The following is a 17,777-nucleotide window of genomic DNA, read 5'->3' as shown; positions in this document are numbered from 1 at the left end:
TATGAAATCTATATATATAGTTGAAGACGAACCTATTATTGCTAGAACAATAAAAACAGCTCTAGAGCAAGAAGGGTATACCATTTGCGGCATGGCTAATAACGGAAAGGAGGCTTTGTATGATATTGATGAACTACAACCTGATTTAGTATTGCTTGATATCACTTTGAAAGGAACCGTTGATGGCATTACTGTAGCTGAAAAACTTCAGAAAACGTCTAATATTCCGTATGTGTTTTTAACATCACTTACAGATTCTGAAACTACAGAACGTGTAAAATTAACCAAACCTGCAGGTTTTATAAGTAAACCATTCACTATCGCAAGTTTGCGTAACAATATTGAAATTGCATTGTTTAAATTAAATGAAGATGCAACAATTGAAACTGAAACTACAGTTGATGATGAGGCTCTATTCATAAAAAACAAAAGTGAATTCATCAAACTAAGTAAAGCTGATATTCTTTTTTTTGAAGCTTCAGATTTTTACTGTTATGCGCATACATTAGATCGAAAAATTTTAATCAGTAGAACATTAAAATATGTTGAAACTAATATTAACGATTCAACATTTATAAGAGTTCATCGATCCTACATCATCAACATCAAAAAAATTGATGCCTTATATGATGGTTATTTGACCATTAATAAAAAAACCATTCCTGTGAGTAAATCTAATAAGGATAAATTGCTCAATTCGTTGTCATTGTTGTAACCTTTCACTTACTGACAATATCATTCGTTTCACTTAAAGAAATCACGCTTCCACTTTTTTATTGTTTAATAACCTTCTCATTCGTAGTAATTTAGATTATAAGTTCCATGAGAACTTTTGCTATTAATTATAAATTTTATAACCATGAGACAGTTTTACTTTTTTCTTTTGTTGGCTTTTTTAAGCTTAAATGCCAATGCGCAACTCACCTATGTTCCAGATGATAACTTTGAACAAGCTTTAATAAATTTAGGCTACGATTCTGGTCCTTTAGATGATTTTGTTCCAACTATTAATATAAGTGGAGTTAGTATTTTAAATGTTGATGATAAAGGAATTTCTGATCTAACAGGAATTGAAGATTTTGCAGCATTAACCGAATTGAGGTGTTATACCAACAGCATTGCAAATCTAGATGTCTCAGCCAATACACAACTTATATATTTAGATTGCAGTGCCAACAGTTTAACGTCTTTAGATGTATCAAGTAATACGCAGTTACAATTTTTGAACTGTGGCATAAATGCTATTATGATTTTAAATCTGAACCAAAATTCGTTGCTATCAAATTTTTATGCTACTAATAATCAACTTACTGCATTAAGTATCAGAAATGGAGCTGGTAATATCATTACAAATTTTAATACCATAAACAACCCAAACTTAACGTGTATTCAAGTTGATAACGCAACTTACAGTACTAATAATTGGACAGATATTGATATGCAATCAAGTTTTAGTGAAGACTGTCATTATGGAGAAACCTATGTGCCAGATGATAATTTTGAACAGGCTTTAATAGATTTAGGATATGATGCTGGTGCTTTAGATGATTATGTTCCAACGGCTAATATAAACACCGTTGGTACTTTAAGTGTTAGTAATAAAGGTATATCTGATCTTACAGGTATTGAAGATTTTGAAGATCTAACGACTTTGTTTTGTGGTATTAACCTTTTGACAAGTCTAGATGTAAGTAATAATGCTCAACTCTCGTATTTAAATTGTAGTTTTAATAGCAATTTAACAAATTTAGATGTTAGCGCTAATCAAGCATTAACAACTTTATCTTGCGATCTTACTGGATTAAATAGTTTAGATGTTAGTACCAATATTGCCCTAACAGTTTTACGTTGTGACTCTAATAATCTAACAAGTATAGATATTAGTACAAATACAGCATTAGCAACTTTATCATGCCAATCTAATAATTTAAGCAGTTTAAATTTAGTAAATAACCCTTTCTTAGAAATTTTAAATTGTAATAATAACGACTTAATTGGTTTAAATCTTAAAAACGGAAACAATACAATTATTACAGATTTTGATGCAATAGGAAACCCAAACTTAACGTGTATTCAAGTTGAAGATGCAGCTTACAGTACTACAAATTGGACAAACATTGATGCACAAACCAGTTTTAGTGAAGATTGCTATTACAATGACACCTATGTTCCAGATGATAATTTTGAACAAGCCTTAATTGATTTAGGGTATGATTCTGGTCCTTTAGACAACTATGTGCTAACTGCTAATATTAATACATTGACTTCCTTAGATGTTAGCAATAAGAGTATTTCTGACTTAACAGGAATTGAAGATTTTGTGGCACTAATAGTTTTACAATGTAATGGTAATAATTTAGCAAGTATGGATTTTTCTAACAACACTTTATTAGAAACTTTATACTGTTATGGTAATAATTCAACGAGTTTAGAAATCTCTAATAATATATCATTAAAACTTTTATCCTGCCATTCTAACAATTTCACAGATTTAGATACATCTAATAACGTGGCATTAGAGTCTTTATCTACATTCACAGGTAATTTAATAAGCTTAGATCTCTCAAATAATACATCATTAAATTATTTAAAATGTAGCAATAATAATTTAACAAGTATAAATGTCCAAAATGGAAATAATGCAATCATTACCACTTTTGATACTATCGGAAACCCAAACTTAACATGTATTGAGGTAAACGATGCAACCTACAGCACTACCAACTGGACAGATATTGATGCGCAAACTAGCTTTAGTGAAGATTGCCATTATGGAGAAACTTACGTTCCAGATGATAATTTTGAACAAGCCTTAATCGATTTAGGGTATGATACAGGTGTTTTAGATGATTATGTCCCAACCGCAAATATTAATACAGTTACAAACTTAAATGTTGATAGTAATAGCATTTCAGATCTAACAGGAATTGAAGGCTTTGTTGCGTTAACAGATTTGTCTTGTTATAATAATAGTTTAAGCAGTTTAGATGTTAGCTCCAATACAGCATTAACGTTTTTAGTCTGTAGTTTTAATAGTTTAAGTAGTTTAGATATCAGCTCTAATACAGCATTAACGTTTTTGGCTTGTCATAGCAATAGTTTAACAAGCATAGATGTTAGTAACAATACAGCATTAGAGTCTTTATCTTGTACTAATAATAGCATAAGCAGTTTGGATGTTAGTACCAATACAGCCTTAAGATTTTTATTTTGTCATGATAATAGTATAAATAGCCTAGATATTAGTAACAATATAGCATTAGTGAGTTTGTTTTGTTATGATAATAATTTAACAGGTTTAGATCTCATAAATAATACATTGTTAGAATACCTTGATTGTAATAATAATAATTTAATAAGTCTAAATATCAAAAATGGAAATAACACAATTATTACAACTTTTAATGCTACAGGAAACCCAAATTTATCCTGTATCGAAGTAGACGATGCAGCATATAGTACTACTAATTGGACAAATGTAGACATGGCATCCATTTTTAGTGAAGATTGTGCAACCTTATCATTAGAATCTATAAATGAGCACACGTTTTCAGTCTATCCAAATCCAGTAAACAATGAATTAAATATTTCATCTACAACGAATGGACACTACAATATTTTAAATGTTAACGGACAAACATTAAAACAAGGTGTCTTAGTGAATGGGAATAATAATATTAATCTATCTCAATTAAAATCTGGATTGTATTTTCTAAATATAAAAAACGATACAGGTTCAATACTTAAAAAAGTAATTAAAAAGTAAAATTTTATATATAGAAGTTTTAAATGAAAGAAACGTTTTAGTTATATTTAAACTGAAACGTTTCTTTCATTAAGTAATTTTGTTTACTGACTATTACAACCGCCTTACTTGCAAATAGTTATCATCCACTTTTTTATCAATAAAACAACAGCTCTTCCGTAGTAATTTAGAGACTAAGTTCCATGAGAACTATAGCTATTAACCATAAATTATTTAAAAATGAGACCATTTTATTTTATTCTTTTGTTCGCTTTTTTAAGCTTAAATGCCAATGCTCAAAACACCTACGTTCCTGATGATAACTTCGAACAAGCCTTAATAGATTTAGGTTATGATTCGGGTGCTTTAGATAATTATGTTCTCACAGCCAATATAAATAGCATTAGTTATTTAGCTGTTCAGAATAAAGGAATCTCAGATCTTACTGGAATTGAGGATTTCACGGCATTAATAGGATTGTATGTTTCTAATAACAACTTAACTAGTTTAGATGTAAGCACCAATATTGAATTAGAATATTTAACATGCGCCAATAATAGTTTAACTAGTTTAGACCTAAGTAATAATATAGCATTAATAGTTTTGAATGTTTCTAATAACAATTTAAGTAGTTTAGATGTAAGCGTTAATATTGAATTAGAACAATTAGAATGCTATAGTAATAACTTAACAAATTTAGACTTAAGCAATAATATAGCATTAACGTATTTATCATGCCATTTCAATAGTTTAACTACTTTAGATGTAACTAATAATACTGCATTAGAGACTGTAGTATGTTTATCTAATAACCTAATTGCTTTAGATTTAAGTAACAATACATCATTAAAGGTTTTATTGGCTAATAGTAATAGTTTAACTCGTTTAAAATTAACTAATAATGGGTTATTAGAAACATTAAACTGTAGTGATAATTTTTTAACAGGTATAAATTTGAAGAATGGAAACAATACTATTATTACAAGTTTTAATGCACTTAATAACTCAGATTTAGAATGTATTCAAGTTGAAGACCAAGCATACAGTACAGCAAATTGGACCAATATTGATGCGCAAACCAGTTTTAGTGAAGACTGTCTGTATCCAACAAACTTTACTTACGTTCCAGACGATAATTTTGAACAAGCCTTAATAGATTTAGGTTATGATTCTGGTGCTTTAGATGATTATGTCCTAACCACTAACATTAATGGCATTAATTTTTTAGATGTTAAAAATAAAGCAATTTCAGATCTTACAGGAATTGAAGATTTTACAGCATTAACCATTTTGAATGTTTCTTCAAATAATATAACTAGTTTAGATGTAAGTAACAGTGCTTCGTTATTTTATTTATTATGTCACTCTAATAGTTTAACCAATTTAGATATAAGTAATAATATAGCATTAAAGAATTTATCATGTGGTATTAATAATTTAACCAGTTTAGACGTCAATAATAATACAGCATTAAAGTATCTATCTTGTCTTTCTAATAATTTAACACATTTAAACTTGGCTAATAATCCAGTATTAAAAATCTTAAATTGTGATGATAATGAATTGATAGGCTTGAATTTGAAAAATGGGAATAACACCAAAATCACATATTTTAATGCACTCAATAATTCAGATTTAGAATGTATTCAAGTTGATGATGCTGTTTATAGCGCTGCTAACTGGATCAATGTTGACCCATCAAGTATGTTTAGTGAAGATTGCCAATATAAACGTACCTCTAGGAATAGAAATCAGCAAGCATTAATGGATTCCAAAAATGATTCTTTTTCTAATAATGAAGTAATGCTATATCCAAATCCCGTAAATGATGTGATTACGGTTTCAATTCAAGCAGACGCTTATTATACAATACATAATATTAATGGACAACAATTGTTAGATGGTAAATTAAAAGGTGGAGAGAACCGTTTAAATCTATCACAATTAAAAACAGGTTTATATATTCTAAATATTGTAAAGGATGGAATCTCTGTTAGTAAAAAACTAATTAAAAACTAAACTTAAATCTTTATCTGTCGATCGATTTGTTGGTCTAAAGAAATAAAGGTTTCTGTTCTAGAAACTCCTGTTATAGATTGAATATCTTTATTAAGCACTTGCATTAAATGTTCATTGTCTTTGCATAATACTTTAATGAAAACACTCCAATTCCCAGTAGTATAATGACATTCTAATACTTCTGGGATTTTTTGTAATTGCCTTACAGCTTCTGGATTACTAACAGCTTTATCTAAAAAAACACCAATGAAAGCCATTGTGGTATAGCCTAATACTTTTGGGTTGATGACAAACTTAGATCCTGAAATCAACTTTGATTTTTCTAGTTTTCTTAACCGTTGATGAATAGCAGCTCCCGAAATACCAACTTGACGTGCAATTTCTAAAATAGGTGTTCTAGCATCACTCATTAAAGCTCTTAGTATCTTTTTATCAATACCATCAATTTGTATGCTTTGGTTAACTGTTTTCATCTTGTGTATTGTTTATCAAGAATTAATCATTACACATTCAAAGGATTGTAGCCTAAATATGGCACTTCCTTTTCAGAAAATTTAATTCCGAAGTCTTCTAATTCATTTAATATAGGTTCGTAGACCTCTTTGTGAATAGGAATTTGTACTCCAGGCGTTGTAATTTTTTCATTTAAAATAGCAAGTGTTGCAATAGCAACTGGTAAGCCTACTGTTTTGGACATGGCTGTATATGTTCTGTCATCACCTTTAGCAACCATTGTCGAGTCTATTTGATGCATTTCACCATTAAGTTGGTATCCGAATTTATGATACATCACAATCATATCTTTGTCATCGTCTTCTAGTGTCCAGCTATCCATTAAAATCTTTTGAAGTATTTGTGCAGGTGTTGCTTCTTTAAGTTCTACCATCTTAGTTTTACTAAAAAGATCTAACTCTTCAAGCTTATCCCAAACAATATCATCTTGATCAATTTTTAGAGCATGTCTAAATTTTAATTCAACCGAATCTGTATGACTATAAGGTAAAAATGCATTTATAAAATCTCGATAACTCATGTTTTCACTGTCCTCAATGGTATAATCATCTGCAGTCATTCCTAAAAGCACAAAAATATTCCATGCACGACCATATCCAACGCGACGTATTGTACCTCGATATAAGGTTTTAATGTCATCCATGCCATATGCGCTTTGGTATTTTAATGAATCTCTATTAGCATACGCTTCAAAACGACCATAGCCTTCAATTTCTAAAAATTCTGTACGTCTGAATAACCGGTTATAAGGAATGTATTTATAAGTGCCTTCTTGTAAAAATTTGGCAGCTCCTCCTTGACCAGCTAGAACAACATTTCTTGGATTCCAAGTAAATTTATAATTCCAAAGATTGTTATCACTTTCTGGAGCTACTAGTCCACCTGTAAACGATTCAAAAAGAATCATTTTTCCACCTTTAGATCTAATGTCGTCAATAACTTTCATTGCGCTCATATGATCAATTCCAGGATCTACTCCTATTTCATTCATAAAAACGAGTCCTTTGTTTTTAGCAGCTTTATCTAGTTCTTCCATGTCTTTACTTACATAAGATGCAGTTACCATATGTTTTCCATAGGTAATACAGTCTCTTGCTACTTCAATATGATAACGTGCTGGAAGCATTGAGACGACAATGTCTGCATTTTCAATTGCATCATGTCTTGAATGACTACTAAAAACATCAAGCGTAATTGCTTGTCCATTCTCATGGTCGTTTATAAGTTTTCTGGCATTCTGTATATTAATATCGCCTACAATAATGTGTAAGTTTTCTTCAGTAGATTTGTTTAATAAGTATTTTATAAGGAAAGATGCAGATTTTCCTGCACCAATAACTAAAATCTTTCGCATAATGGCTTTTGTTGAGTAGTTTTGTATTGACGAATTTACTAAATACTAAGGGTTATTAAAACCAAAATTTCAATTATATGAATAGGACTATTTTTATTACAGCGACTATTTTGGGTATGCTAGCAATTGTTTTAGGAGCTTTCGCAGCTCATGGCTTGAAAATTTTAATACCATTAGAGGCGCAACAAACATTTGAAACAGGTGTGAGATATCAAATGTATCATGCTTTTTATTTATTTATTATTGGAATATTAAACACTTTAAATGATAAAACGAAACGCAGGATTTTTTATCTGGTTATTATTGGTCTTATTTTCTTTTCTGGCTCAATTTATGGCCTTGCAACAAACACTTTAACGTCATTTGATTTTAAAAGTATTGGATTTATTACTCCTATTGGAGGATTGTTATTAATAATTTCATGGTTGATATTGTTGATAAACTTTTTAAAAATCAGTACTGATAAATCATAAATTTAAGGCGCTACTTTAAAATATTGTTTAATTTTGCAGTCTAAACAACATAAACAAATTATGGTAAACCATACACAAATTACGAAAACGATTGCGTTAGAAGGTTACGGTATTAAAAATGCTAAAATTAGATATCAATTATCTTCTGATGAACTTCATGACATTACAATAGAAAAAGGCCAAGGTGTTGAAGTCTCTTCGGGAACTCTTGCTGTTAATACAGGAGAATTTACTGGAAGATCTCCACAAGATCGATTTATTGTAAAAGACGATATTACCAAAGATAAAGTTTGGTGGGGAAATATTAATATTCCATTTGAACCCAATGCTTTTGATAAACTCTATGATAAGGTAGTCGATTACCTTTCAGAAAAAGAAGTTTTTGTGAGAGATTGTTATGCATGTGCAGATCCTAATTATAAATTGAATATTCGTGTAATTAATGAATATCCTTGGAGTAATATGTTTGCATATAACATGTTTTTACGCCCAAATGAAGATGAATTAAAAGATTTTTCACCTGAGTGGACAGTAATTAATGCACCAGGATTTATGGCTGATGCAGAAATTGATGAAACTAGACAGCATAATTTTGCTATTTTAAATTTCACAAAGAAGATTGCATTGATAGGAGGTACAGGTTATACAGGAGAAATTAAGAAAGGAATTTTTTCTGCTTTAAACTTTATTCTTCCAGTATATAAAAACACATTGCCTATGCATTGTAGTGCTAATGTTGGAAAAGATGGAGATACTGCCATCTTTTTTGGTTTATCAGGCACAGGTAAAACAACTTTGTCTACAGATCCTGATAGAAGTTTAATTGGTGATGACGAACATGGTTGGACAAATGAAAATACAGTGTTTAATTTTGAAGGTGGTTGCTACGCTAAAGTTATTAATTTATCACAGGAGCAAGAACCAGAGATTTTTTCTGCAATAAAAAGAGGTGCAATTCTTGAAAATGTAATCGCTGATGATAAAGGAGATGTGGATTTTTCAGACACAACAATAACACAAAATACACGTGTAAGTTATCCAATATATCATATTGAAAATATTAAAGTGCCTTCAATAGGGAAAAATCCAAAGAACATATTCTTTTTAACAGCTGATGCGTTTGGAGTATTGCCTCCAATATCAAAACTTACGCCTAATCAAGCTGCTTACCATTTTATTTCTGGTTATACAGCAAAAGTGGCAGGTACAGAAGCTGGTGTTGTTGAACCAGTACCAAGTTTTTCTGCTTGTTTTGGAGCACCATTTATGCCATTACATCCAACAGAGTATGCGGATATGCTTAGTACAAAAATGAAAGAAGCTGGAGTAAATGTTTGGCTGGTTAATACTGGTTGGACAGGTGGTCCTTACGGAGTTGGTACTCGTATGAAATTGAAATATACAAGAGCTATGATTACTGCAGTACTTAATGGCGATTTAGGAGTTTATAATTATGATGATTACCATTTACATTCTGTATTTGGTGTAGCACAACCAAGATCATGTCCTGGAGTTCCTAAAGAAGTTTTGAGTCCAAGAACAACATGGAATGATGATGAAGCGTATTATAAAACAGCTTTTAAATTATCAAATGCATTTCGTGAAAACTTTAAAAAGTTTGAAGATAATGCTAGTGAAGAAATAAGACGTGGTGGTCCTCAACGCTATGCGTTTTAATTAGTTATAAGTGTTAAACAAAAAAAGCGATTTCTAATTGAAATCGCTTTTTTTAATATGTATAAAGAATATATTATTTTCCTTTATTCGTCTTTTCTATATATTTTTCCAATGCCATTGTCATAGATGGTGTTTCAGGAGTAGGTGCTGCAATATCAACTCTTAATCCATGAGATTCTACAGCTTTTATGGTTGTATTTCCAAAAACAGCGATACGCGTATCATTTTGTTTAAATTCTGGAAAATTATGAAATAATGATTCAATTCCTGAAGGGCTAAAAAATACTAAAATATCATAATAAACATTTGCTAAATCTGAAAGGTCACTAATTACAGTTTTATAAAAAGTAGCTTGTTTCCACTTAACACTTAAACCGTCTAAAATTTCTGGAACTTCTGGTTTCAGTTTATCTGTAGTTGGTAATAAGAAACTTTCGTCTTTATATTTTTTAATTAAAGGTGTTAAATCTGCGAAAGTACGTTTACCAACATAAATTTTTCGTTTTCTATAAACAACATACTTTTGTAAATAATAAGCGACAGCCTCAGATTGGCAAAAATATTTCATTGAATCTGGAACTTTAAATCGCATTTCTTCAGCGACTCTAAAGAAATGATCTACAGAATTTCTACTGGTTAGTATGATGGCTGTATAGTTAGAAAGATCAACTTTTTGTTGCCTTACGTCTTTAGCTTCTACTCCTTCAACATGAATAAATGGTCGGAAATCTATTTTTACTTTTTGCTTTTCTTGAAGGTCAAAGTAAGGCGAGTTCTCTATTTTAGGCTCAGGTTGTGATACTAAAATCGTTTTCACTTTCGTCATATTCATTAAAGTGTTTTAAGCGTTAAAATCTTTAATTAACTTATATAAAATCAGATAGGGTCCAATTTCAAGAGCGCAAAGATACAAAATAAAATAGAATAAATTACGTATTAATAATTTTTGATTGTTTTTAAATGTACTAATAAATCCGATCAGATTTATTAAAATAATCAAACCTATACATGAGTAAATTATAGGTTTTGTTGGAGTTATTGTATAAATCAATATGCAATTGATTGGGAGTAAAATAAACCCAATATAATTTTTAAATGTTGTTTTTTGAAATAAATAGGAATCCATTATCGAATCAATTTCAAAAACACTTCCTAATAAACGTTCCAAAAGCACTTTAATTAAAAATAGCACACCAATACCGAAAATAAGTTTGAAAAAGTGTGTGAGATTAAATTCCGAAGGACTCACTAATGAGGCATAAACAATATATGAAAATATAGATACTGAAATGATTAGGTTAAGAAATAAAAGCGCATCAAAACCATCAATAAATTTTTGATCTCTAGTATATATTTTTAAGTATTTAGAATTGCCTATTACTGCTATAAAATCTTTAAATCTTACTGCAAATAAATATTTACATAAGGTGATAAAGGTTAATCCTAATATTAAAAAAATGGTAAACCAATCGTTAGATATGACTTCTCTAAGCATAGCGTAAAATTATAAAGAAAATTTGATGTTCTAATACTTTACATTTCATTACTTTTCAGAGATTTATTAAGATTAACATTGTTTATGATTTTTACTGTTTAATTATTCGTTTAAAAACTTACTTTTGTCATAGGTATTAAAAAAAATACGATTAGATAATAGTAATGAGAGATGCAATAGTCATTATACCAACTTATAATGAAATAGAAAATATAGAAGCTATAATTAGAGCTGTATTTTCTAAAGAAAAAGCATTTGATATCTTGGTTGTTGATGATAACTCACCAGATTTAACTGGTCTAAAAGTTAAAGAGTTACAACTAGAATTTAATGGCCAACTTTTTTTATTATCACGACAAGAAAAAACAGGTTTAGGTTCTGCATATATTGCTGGTTTTAAATGGTGCTTGGAAAAACATTATGATTTCATTTTTGAAATGGATGCCGATTTTTCTCATGATCCAAAAGACCTTATTAAACTGTATAATTCATGTGCTTTAAATAAGGCAGACATGTCTATAGGTTCTCGATATATAAACAATAATATAAATGTTGTGAATTGGGATATGAAGCGTTTATTGTTGTCTTATTTTGCTTCTAAATATGTGAGATTTATTACCAGAATGAAAATTCATGACACCACAGCTGGTTTTGTTTGTTATAAGAGAAACGTGTTGGAAGCAATTGATTTAAATAACATTAAGTTTGTTGGTTATGCCTTTCAGATTGAAATGAAGTTTAAAGCCTATTTAAAAGAATTTAAAATTATTGAAGTTCCAGTTATTTTTACAGATAGAACTAAAGGGAAATCAAAAATGAGTGGAAGTATTATTTCTGAAGCTATTTTTGGTGTTATTAATATGAAGTTAAAAAGTGTTTTTAACAAATAAGAAGCGTATCTTATAGATTGAGAAATTAATATAAATGATAAAAAAGACGACACTTATTAAAAATGCCAGAATTGTTAATGAAGGCAAAATTACTGAAGGTGATATTTTAATTGAAGACGATATTATTAAAGAGGTTTCAGATTCTATAAGTGCAAAATCTGCTGATGTAATTATTATTGATGTTGAAGGCAATTATGTGTTTCCCGGAGCTATTGATGATCAAGTTCATTTTAGAGAGCCAGGTCTTACACATAAAGCTAATATTGAAACGGAATCTAAAGCTGCAATTGCTGGTGGAATTACCTCTTTTATAGAAATGCCTAATACTAATCCGCAAACAACTACAGTTGAAGCCTTAGAGCATAAATTTAATATAGCTTCTAAAACGTCTTCTGCGAATTATTCATTTATGTTTGGTGGCACTAACGACAATCTAGACGAAATTTTAAAGGTCGATCCAAAATCGGTTGCAGGATTAAAATTATTTTTAGGATCCTCAACTGGAAATATGCTAGTTGATAATCCTAAAGTATTAGAAAAAATATTCAGTAGTACCAATATGGTTATTTCTGTGCATTGTGAAGATGAAGCGACCATAAAAAAGAATCTTCAAGAACATATCGATCAATATGGTGAAGATATTCCTATAAGTAAACATCCTATTATTAGAAGTGAAGACGCTTGTTATATTTCGTCATCAAAAGCGATTGAGCTAGCCAAAAAAACTGGCGCACGATTACATGTATTTCATCTATCTACTGGAAAGGAGACAAGTTTGTTTTCCAATAAAATTCCGTTAAAAGATAAAAAGATTACTGCTGAAGTTTGTATTCATCATTTATGGTTTAGTGATGAAGATTATGAAAAAAAAGGCACCTTTATTAAATGGAATCCAGCGGTTAAAACGGCTAAAGATAGAGATCAACTTTGGAAAGCTTTATTAGATGATAGAATTGACGTTATCGCAACAGATCATGCACCTCATACATTAGAAGAAAAAAGAGGGATTTATACAAAAGCTCCTTCAGGTGGACCCTTAGTTCAGCACGCTTTTGTTGCCATGATAGAAATGTTTCATAGAGGGAAAATATCATTAGAGAAAATAGCTGAAAAAATGTGTCATAACCCTTCAATTTTATTTGAAGTAGAGAAGCGTGGCTATATAAAACCTGGTTACTTTGCAGATTTAGTAGTCATTGACATCAATAACCCTTGGTCTGTTAACAAAGAAAATATTTTATATAAATGTGGTTGGTCTCCTTTTGAAGGCACAACATTTAAATCTAGAATTACGCACACATTTGTAAATGGAGCTTTAGCTTACAATAATTTTAAGATCATTGATGTTAAAGCTGGTAAACGATTAACTTTTAACAGATGATAAAACGTATAAGCCTTTTAGTGTTCATTTTTGGGATTTGCTTTGCTTGTAATAAGATCGAGAAGCCTAAAAAACCTGATAATTTGATTGCTAAAAATGATATGGTCAACATACTTTTTGATGTATTTGTATTTAATGCAGCCAAAGGAACTGACAAAAGAATTCTAGAACAAAATAATGTTACACCTGATGCATATATCTTCGAAAAATATCAAATAGACAGTCTTCAATTTGTTAAAAGTAATGCGTATTACGCATATGATATTAAGGCGTACGATGAAATGATTAATAAAGTTGCTAAAAGAATTAAAGTCAAAAAAGATAAATTTCAAAAAGAGATTGACCTCATAGAAAAACAAAAAAAGAGAAGACTTGATTCTATAAAAAAACTTGGAGATTCCTTGCCAAAATTAAAGTCTAAGAAATTAAAAAAAGCCAAAACTTAATTCGTGTCTTTTAAATAATATTCAGAGACCTTTTCTATAGAATTATTAATACTATTAAACTCTGTTTGTATAGCGTTTTTAATTTTAGAATTGTCATAAACCGTTTTAGTTCTAATAGATTTAGCCAGTTGTTTTGAGAGTTTTCTTCGTCTTCCAAGCAGTTTACTGGAAAGCCAATCTAAACGCCAACCAATTTCTAAAATCATAAGGCTAATTTCCTTTTTTGCAGGTTTTACATTTAGGGTTTGAGCTACTTTTTCCTGAAATGCTTTAAATGATAGATTTTCAGATACTAAAATATAACGTTCGTTAATAATATCAGACTTCATTAATTTATACATGATGTCGCTTACATCCCAAACATTAACATATCCAGATGAGCCTGAAGAAAAATATGTCATCCCTTTATGTATCAGTCTAAACAAATTTCCGCTACTACCACCTTTCCAATATCCAGGACCTAAAATAATTCCTGGATTTACTATAACAGCTGGCACACCTTCTTGAGTGCCTCTCCAGACTTCCATTTCAGCTCCATATTTAGTAATTGCATAAACACTATTATCTTCTTCTGGATTCCATTCGGTTTTCTCTGTTATTAATTGCTCAGGATTAGGTTCATGTCCAATAGCTGCAATTGAACTCACATAGCAAAGTTTTTTGATACGGTTTGAAACACAAAGGTTAACAATATTAGCAGTTCCTTCAATGTTAATATTTCTAAGTTGATAGTATTTGTTGGGTTCAAAACTTACAAAAGCAGCGCAGTGATAAACATAGTCTATATCTTTAAAAGCGAATTCTAGTGCAGGAACATCATTTAAATCGGCTTCAACCCATTCAATTTTATTGTAAAGTTCGTTATGATTTTCGCAGTAATAAGAGAATACATGTTTTACACGTTTTAGGGTATGTGATCTTCTATAAATTGCTCTTACATGTTCGTTTTCACGAACAAGTTTGTACAATAAATGTGATCCAACTAATCCTGTTCCTCCAGTTACTAAAATCATATGAACTCCTTTAATCATTTTGATTGAAGCGAAAAATAGGTATTTTATTTCAATATGAATTGTTATTTGCGCTTCATAGCAAAGTTACGAAGTAAAAAGAATAAGAATATTGGAATATAAGAACATTTTGCAGCCAATTGAAAACGTTTAATAGAGTTTATTGTAAAATTAGTCTTTTTTCTTTTGTGCTATAAATCTATATTTGCCAAAGATTACTAATTTATTATAGGTTATGATTAAAAATTTTGTTGAAGAGTTACAGTGGAGAGGAATGGTACATGATACAATGCCTGGAGCAGAAGATCATTTAATGGAAGAGATGCGTTCTGCATATGTTGGTTTTGATCCAACTGCAGATTCTTTGCATATAGGAAATCTCGTTCCAATCATGTTATTGGCACATTATCAGCGTTGTGGACATAAGCCGTTTGCTTTGGTTGGTGGAGCAACAGGAATGATTGGTGATCCTTCAGGGAAATCTAGCGAGCGTAACTTGTTAGATGAAAAAACATTGCGTCATAACCAAAATGCTATAAAAAAACAATTAGCTCATTTTTTAGATTTTGAAAGTGATGTTCCTAATTCAGCGGAATTGGTTAATAACTATGATTGGATGAAAGAATTCTCGTTTCTGGAGTTTATTCGTGATGTGGGAAAACATATAACGGTCAATTATATGATGGCTAAAGATTCTGTAAAGAATAGAATTTCTTCTGAATCTAGTGACGGAATGTCATTTACAGAATTCACATATCAACTCGTTCAAGGTTATGATTTCTTACATTTATACAGAGAGAATAATTGTAGTATTCAAATGGGAGGAAGTGATCAATGGGGAAATATTACAACAGGTACCGAATTAATTAGACGTGTAGGAAAAGGAAAAGGTTTTGCAATTACTTGTCCGTTAATTACTAAAAGTGATGGTTCTAAATTTGGTAAGTCTGAAGGTGGAAACGTTTGGTTGGATGCTAACAGAACGTCGCCATATAAATTTTATCAATATTGGTTAAATTCTAGTGATGAAGATGCAGAAAAGTATATCAAAATTTTCACATTCCTCACCGAAGAAGATATTAAAAGTATTGTTGTAGCACATCAAGAAGCACCTCACCAAAGAGGTTTGCAAAAACGTTTAGCTGAAGAGATTACAACAATGGTACATTCAAAAACTGATTTCGAAAATGCAGAGAAAGCGTCTAATATCTTGTTCAGTAAAACCTTCAAAGCAGATATAAAAACCTTAGATGAACACACTTTTTTAGATGTGTTTGAAGGTGTGCCTCAAGCTGAACTGCCTAAGGCAGACTTGACATCTGGTTTAGATATGATTGGAGCTTTAGCAGCTAAAACAAATTTCTTAGCGTCTAATAGTGAAGCTCGACGTGCCTTAAAAGAAAATGCAGTTGCAGTGAATAAAGAAAAGGTGAAAGAAGACTATCAATTATCTGATGATGATTTAATCAATGATAAGTACATCATTTTAAATAAAGGAAAGAAAAATACTTATATTATAAAAGTTGTTTAAATGAGGTTGATTATCCTGCAAGGTCTTTGGGACCTTGTTGGTATTCGCTCTTCAAACCTACAAGGTCCCAAAGACCTTGCAGGAAAGAAAAACGCCTCATCATTTGATGAGGCGTTTAACATTAACCAACCAACGGTTGAAGCTAATTTTTCTTTTTCATAGAACTCTAAACTATTCTTGAATTATAGCTTCATTATCATTTGTCTCACTTTATTTTGAAACCTTACAAAGTATTTTACAACACCATTAAATTACAGCCTCTAATATCACTAGAATCAAATCGACCAATAATTTCAAATGAACCATCTTTTTCAACTCTGCCTAAATCTTGAGTTGCGATAAATGAACAAGAATTGATGTTTGCTAAGTCAATGACATTAATTCCACCAGTTTTTTGATGTTGTTGAAGTGTAAGTGCATCTTCTGGATCTCGTGTTAGTATTCGCATCCAATTTGGACATTCGAAAACGCCGTTTCCTTTAGAATATCCTTGACTTAATAATTCGGTCATGCCATATTCACTATGAATATTTGAAACACCAAAGCCTTCTTTTAAGATAGAATGTAATTCAGCACGAACCAATTCTTTTCTGCGACCTTTCATGCCACCAGTTTCCATGACAATCGTATTTTTAAGCTGAAATTGATAGGTTTCAACCACATCTAACAAAGCAAATGAAACACCTATCAGAAGTACTTTTTGTCCTTTTGAATCTAAAGTGATAAGCTGTTCTTTTAATTCTGAAATACTATCTAAATAAAACCCACTTTCAGGATGTTTAGAGTGTTCTATCATATCATTCACCATATAAATCAAAGACGAGCCTTGTCGTTCTAAATAACTAGGCAATAAAGCTAAGATGACATAGTCTTCAATGTTTCCATAAAACTCTTGAAACCCTTTTCTGAAGCTTTTTTCGTAAATGTTTAAATCGGTTACATGATGCTTGCTTGTTAAACTTCCAGTAGTACCACTACTTGAAAATGTAGTTTCAATTGAATTTTTAGAACTTAAAACCTCATGGCTTTTGAAAAACTGAATGGGTAAAAATGGAATGTCTTCAATACGTTTGATATCGCTTGGGTGCTTGTATAACAAATCACAAAAAGAACGATACACAGGATTGTTATCAAACTGAAATTTAAAAACATCCAATGCCATAGCATTGAATCTGTCTTCCGAAGACATTGAAAAGATATCCTGAATGTTTATCATTATAGCAAAAGTAGACAAAAAGAAAAA

At 30.4% G+C, this 17,777-nt stretch carries 16 protein-coding genes; 10 read left to right on the top strand and 6 right to left on the bottom strand.

The window, feature by feature from the left end; translation table 11 throughout:
* Nucleotide 1 precedes the first annotated feature (1 nt).
* The 3 genes from MUN68_RS15200 to MUN68_RS15190 all read left to right on the top strand — a co-directional run bounded on the left by MUN68_RS15200 (nt 2) and on the right by MUN68_RS15190 (nt 5,764).
* Nucleotides 2–715 (top strand): LytR/AlgR family response regulator transcription factor, encoded by a 714-nt coding sequence (locus tag MUN68_RS15200; protein WP_249993346.1) that lies wholly within the window; start codon nt 2–4, stop codon nt 713–715.
* Between the two features lie 144 nt (nt 716–859).
* Nucleotides 860–3,766 (top strand): T9SS type A sorting domain-containing protein, encoded by a 2,907-nt coding sequence (locus MUN68_RS15195; RefSeq protein WP_249993348.1) that lies wholly within the window; start codon nt 860–862, stop codon nt 3,764–3,766.
* Nucleotides 3,767–3,985: 219 nt separating this feature from the next.
* Nucleotides 3,986–5,764 carry a T9SS type A sorting domain-containing protein gene (locus MUN68_RS15190; protein WP_249993350.1) on the top strand — a complete coding sequence of 593 codons (1,779 nt, stop codon included), beginning with the start codon at nt 3,986–3,988 and terminating at the stop codon, nt 5,762–5,764.
* A 2-nt stretch (nt 5,765–5,766) separates the two neighbouring features.
* On the opposite strand, the gene MUN68_RS15185 is transcribed toward MUN68_RS15190, so the two are convergent.
* Both MUN68_RS15185 and MUN68_RS15180 read right to left on the bottom strand, forming a co-directional pair.
* Nucleotides 5,767–6,237, bottom strand: coding sequence for an Lrp/AsnC ligand binding domain-containing protein (locus tag MUN68_RS15185; RefSeq protein ID WP_249993352.1), 471 nt, complete (start codon nt 6,235–6,237; stop codon nt 5,767–5,769).
* A gap of 29 nt (nt 6,238–6,266) precedes the next feature.
* Entirely contained in the window at nt 6,267–7,631 is a 1,365-nt protein-coding gene (locus MUN68_RS15180; protein WP_249993354.1) for a saccharopine dehydrogenase family protein, read from the bottom strand.
* A gap of 77 nt (nt 7,632–7,708) precedes the next feature.
* On the opposite strand from MUN68_RS15180, the gene MUN68_RS15175 reads away from it, so the two are divergent.
* On the top strand, nt 7,709–8,104 hold the full coding sequence (locus tag MUN68_RS15175; protein WP_249993356.1) for a DUF423 domain-containing protein: 396 nt from the start codon (nt 7,709–7,711) through the stop codon (nt 8,102–8,104).
* 60 nt (nt 8,105–8,164) lie between these two features.
* Nucleotides 8,165–9,781, top strand: coding sequence for a phosphoenolpyruvate carboxykinase (ATP) (gene pckA / locus MUN68_RS15170; protein ID WP_249993358.1), 1,617 nt, complete (start codon nt 8,165–8,167; stop codon nt 9,779–9,781).
* Between the two features lie 73 nt (nt 9,782–9,854).
* On the opposite strand, the gene MUN68_RS15165 is transcribed toward pckA, so the two are convergent.
* Both MUN68_RS15165 and MUN68_RS15160 read right to left on the bottom strand, forming a co-directional pair.
* Complete coding sequence (locus tag MUN68_RS15165) at nt 9,855–10,607, bottom strand: uroporphyrinogen-III synthase (protein WP_249993360.1); 753 nt, start codon at nt 10,605–10,607, stop codon at nt 9,855–9,857.
* 15 nt (nt 10,608–10,622) lie between these two features.
* The gene (locus tag MUN68_RS15160; protein WP_249993362.1) at nt 10,623–11,276 is read right to left on the bottom strand and encodes a DUF4271 domain-containing protein; all 654 of its coding nucleotides are present in this window, start codon (nt 11,274–11,276) and stop codon (nt 10,623–10,625) included.
* A gap of 164 nt (nt 11,277–11,440) precedes the next feature.
* Between MUN68_RS15160 and MUN68_RS15155 the strand changes: the two genes are divergently transcribed.
* From MUN68_RS15155 to MUN68_RS15145, 3 genes are read left to right on the top strand one after another with little or no spacing between them, the layout of a single operon-like run.
* Nucleotides 11,441–12,166 (top strand): polyprenol monophosphomannose synthase, encoded by a 726-nt coding sequence (locus MUN68_RS15155; RefSeq protein ID WP_249993364.1) that lies wholly within the window; start codon nt 11,441–11,443, stop codon nt 12,164–12,166.
* Nucleotides 12,167–12,200: 34 nt separating this feature from the next.
* On the top strand, nt 12,201–13,547 hold the full coding sequence (locus tag MUN68_RS15150) for a dihydroorotase (RefSeq protein ID WP_249993366.1): 1,347 nt from the start codon (nt 12,201–12,203) through the stop codon (nt 13,545–13,547).
* On the top strand, nt 13,544–13,993 hold the full coding sequence (locus MUN68_RS15145; protein ID WP_249993368.1) for a DUF4296 domain-containing protein: 450 nt from the start codon (nt 13,544–13,546) through the stop codon (nt 13,991–13,993). Before MUN68_RS15150 ends, MUN68_RS15145 begins: the two co-directional genes overlap by 4 nt.
* Here the strand turns inward: MUN68_RS15145 and MUN68_RS15140 are convergent.
* Entirely contained in the window at nt 13,990–15,024 is a 1,035-nt protein-coding gene (locus MUN68_RS15140; RefSeq protein WP_317134779.1) for an NAD-dependent epimerase/dehydratase family protein, read from the bottom strand. The genes MUN68_RS15145 and MUN68_RS15140 overlap by 4 nt on opposite strands.
* A 214-nt stretch (nt 15,025–15,238) precedes the next feature.
* On the opposite strand from MUN68_RS15140, the gene tyrS reads away from it, so the two are divergent.
* Together tyrS and MUN68_RS15130 are read left to right on the top strand one after the other, a co-directional pair.
* On the top strand, nt 15,239–16,534 hold the full coding sequence (gene tyrS / locus MUN68_RS15135) for a tyrosine--tRNA ligase (protein WP_249993370.1): 1,296 nt from the start codon (nt 15,239–15,241) through the stop codon (nt 16,532–16,534).
* Nucleotides 16,535–16,696 (top strand): hypothetical protein, encoded by a 162-nt coding sequence (locus MUN68_RS15130; protein ID WP_249993372.1) that lies wholly within the window; start codon nt 16,535–16,537, stop codon nt 16,694–16,696. It abuts the gene before it with no gap.
* 73 nt (nt 16,697–16,769) lie between these two features.
* Here the strand turns inward: MUN68_RS15130 and MUN68_RS15125 are convergent, their stop codons facing one another.
* Nucleotides 16,770–17,750 (bottom strand): LuxE/PaaK family acyltransferase, encoded by a 981-nt coding sequence (locus MUN68_RS15125; protein WP_249993373.1) that lies wholly within the window; start codon nt 17,748–17,750, stop codon nt 16,770–16,772.
* Nucleotides 17,751–17,777 lie beyond the last annotated feature (27 nt).

It is taken from the genome of Psychroserpens ponticola (genome assembly GCF_023556315.2).
In the GTDB taxonomy this organism is placed as follows: Bacteria; Bacteroidota; Bacteroidia; order Flavobacteriales; family Flavobacteriaceae; genus Psychroserpens; species Psychroserpens ponticola.
Note: the sequence above shows the minus strand (reverse complement) of the source record. Positions and strands in the feature narration are given on the sequence as shown.